Annotated in this window: 2 protein-coding genes and 1 pseudogene; all 3 read right to left on the bottom strand. The window is 71.7% G+C overall.

Going from position 1 to position 2,646, the window contains the following annotated elements; translation table 11 throughout:
* Window positions 1–306 (bottom strand): annotated as a pseudogene (locus G6020_RS15310) (TIGR01777 family protein); the annotation flags it as partial.
* Between the two features lie 11 nt (window positions 307–317).
* A complete protein-coding gene (locus G6020_RS15305; protein ID WP_179523650.1) occupies window positions 318–1,016 on the bottom strand; it encodes a lipocalin family protein in 699 nt (232 codons plus the stop codon).
* Window positions 1,013–2,646 (bottom strand): MMPL family transporter (locus tag G6020_RS15300; protein ID WP_241732761.1); only part of this gene is annotated, 1,634 nt, incomplete at its 5' end. The genes G6020_RS15305 and G6020_RS15300, both read right to left, overlap by 4 nt.

Below are 2,646 nucleotides of genomic sequence, written 5' to 3'. Positions count from 1 at the left end.
GTGGACCCACCCCGTGAGACCCGCGTAGGGCTGGGAGACGCAGCGGTCCACGAACCGCTCACCCTCGACGTACCCGGCGGGGTCGTGCTGCGCGACCCAGCGCGGGCCGAACCGCGTCCCCAACGGACCGGGGAGCGCGGACCTCGGCTCGAGCACGGCCACACCGTCCCGCAGCGAGTCGGCCTGGCTCACGGGCCGCAGCGGCATGAACGGCGGGGAGATCCGGACGAAGGCACCCGGCGAGGCGAGATAATCCCACGCCTCGTCCGCGCCGGCCCGGATCGTACAACTGAGGTCGATGCTCATCGGTCCGTCTCTCAGGGGAGCAGGCACAGCGGGGTGACGTCGCCCCGCCCACCGGCCATGGGAACGGTCAGGAACGCGCAGGGCCACCAGCCGCGCGACTCGACGACGTCACGGACGGTGGACCACTGGTCCGCCCCCAGGGCGGGGTCCCGGCTCAACACGAAGCCGGAGGACCGGCTCGGGTCGCCGACGACCGCCACCGAGTAGTCGTCGGCGAGGTAGGTGATGCGGTAGTTGACCGGACCGTTCTCGTCCTGGAACGGCACCTGGGGGAAGTTCACGCGCAGGGAGGCGTTGGTGTCGGTGTCGCGGATCGTCGCCTCCCCCTCGATCACCGAGTCGGAGCTGATCGCCGAGCCGCAGGAGTTACGTACCGAGATCGTGTCGGGCGAGATCCGCGCGTACTCGGCGGTCGTGTCGTTGGTGCACTGCAGGGTATACGGCTGCGGGATCGCCGCGACCTGGTACCAGGTGCCCACGAAACGGTCGGGATCCACATATCCGACCTGCTGCAGCTCGGGGCCGCCGATCGACCCCACCGCGATGCCGTCGGGCAGCACCAGCTGCGAGGAGCCCCCGCCGAGGCGGCCCCCGTCGGTGAGGTCCTGGGCCCCGGCTGCGGGGGCGGCCCCGAGCCCCGCCGCCAGGAGCGGAACCACCGCGAGGGCGGTGACGAGTGAACGGACCCGGGAACGGCGCGAGGTGGTCATGGGTGGAACTCCTTCGTGTCGGCGGTGCGGGCTGGAGCGGAGTCGGCCGGAGCCGTGGCTGCGGATGCGGATGCGTCTGAACCGCCGGTGGTGGGCTCGCCCGCGGGCGTGACGCCGCGTCGGGGATCGCCAGGCCACCAGACCCGCTCCCCGACCAGGGTGAACAGAGCCGGCACCACGAGGGTCCTCACGACGAAGGTGTCCAGCAGGACGCCGAGGGCCACGATCACGCCGACCTGGGTGAGCACGATCAACGGCAGGACGCCCAGCACCACGAACACCGAGGCCAGCACGATTCCCGCGGAGGTGATCACGCCGCCGGTGAGGGCGACCGCCCGGACCATGGCCTCGCGGGTCGAGTGCGTGGCCGCCTCCTCCCGGGAGCGGATGATCAGGAACACCGAGTAGTCCACGCCCAGGGCGACGAGGAACAGGAAGCTGTACAGCGGGACCGACACGTCCAGGCCGGGGAAGCCCAGGATCTGGGTGGTGACGAAGGTCCCCAGCCCGAGCGCCGCGAGCGACGACAACACCGTCGCGCCCAGCAGCAGCAGCGGCGCGATCAACGCCCGTAGCGCCAGGACCAGGACGACGAACACCACAAGGAGGATGAGCGGTGCGATCAGCGCGAGGTCGCGGAGGTTCCCGTCGGAGGTGTCGACGCCCTCGGCCACCGATCCGCCGACGATCGCCTCGGATCCGGGGACCTGGTCGACCGCGGAGCGCAACGCCACCACGCTGTCCTCCGACCGGTCGGTCGCGGGGGCGGCGTCGAGGGTCACCGTGATGCGGCTCCACCCGGTCCCCGACTCACCGGCCGGCATGGCGGACACCACGCCCTCCACGCCCTCGGCCACCTCCGTGACCTGCGCCTCCGTGCCGGTGCGGGTGAGCACGGTGACCGGGTCCGTGACGCCGGCCGGGAAGTGCTCGGCGGCGGTCTCCAGACCGGCCGCGGCTTCGGACGGCGTGCGGAACTGCTCGGTCTGGCTCAGACCGATCCGGGTGCCCAGAAGCCCGAACGCGAGGATCACCAGGATCAGCACGCACGAGATCAGGACGCGGACGGGACGCCTGACCACACCGGAGGCGATGCGGCCCCAGATGCCGGACGGGACGTCCTCGCGGAAGTCCTCGGGGGTCGTGGCGGCGGTGAGCCGGGAGCGCGCGCCGGAGCCCGTGCCACTGTTCGTGTCCCTGCCCGTGCGCTCGGAGTCACGGTGCGGCCGGGGGACGAAAGGCCAGAACAACCCACGACCGCACACGGCCAGCGCAGCCGGCAGTGCCACGAGGGCGTACGCCAGGGCGACGAGCAGGCCGACGGCCGCGGAGAGCCCGAGCGAACGGTAGTTGGGCAGGGTCGCGAGCAACAGCATCAGCAGTGCCAGCACCACGGTGATGTTGCTGGCGATGATGGCGGGGACCGCTCCCCGGTAGGCATCACGCAACGCCTGTCGCCGGTTCTCGGTCCGCCGCAGCTCTTCGCGGTACCTGGAGACCAACAGCAACGCGTAGTTGGTACCCGCGCCGAACACCAGGACCGAGACGATGCCGGACGTGGAGCCGTCGACGGTCACGCCGACGGCCTCGCCGACCGTCGCCACCAGCAGGGAGGCCACCCGGTCGGCGA

The sequence above is a fragment of the Dietzia sp. B19 genome (assembly GCF_014145155.1).
Lineage (GTDB): Bacteria > Actinomycetota > Actinomycetes > Mycobacteriales > Mycobacteriaceae > Dietzia > Dietzia natronolimnaea.
Note: the sequence above shows the minus strand (reverse complement) of the source record. Positions and strands in the feature narration are given on the sequence as shown.

Excerpts from the sequence above, each read along its gene's own strand:
- G6020_RS15305 (WP_179523650.1), bottom strand. The coding sequence starts at position 1,016 with ATGACCACCTCGCGCCGTTCCCGGGTCCGTTCACTCGTCACCGCCCTC.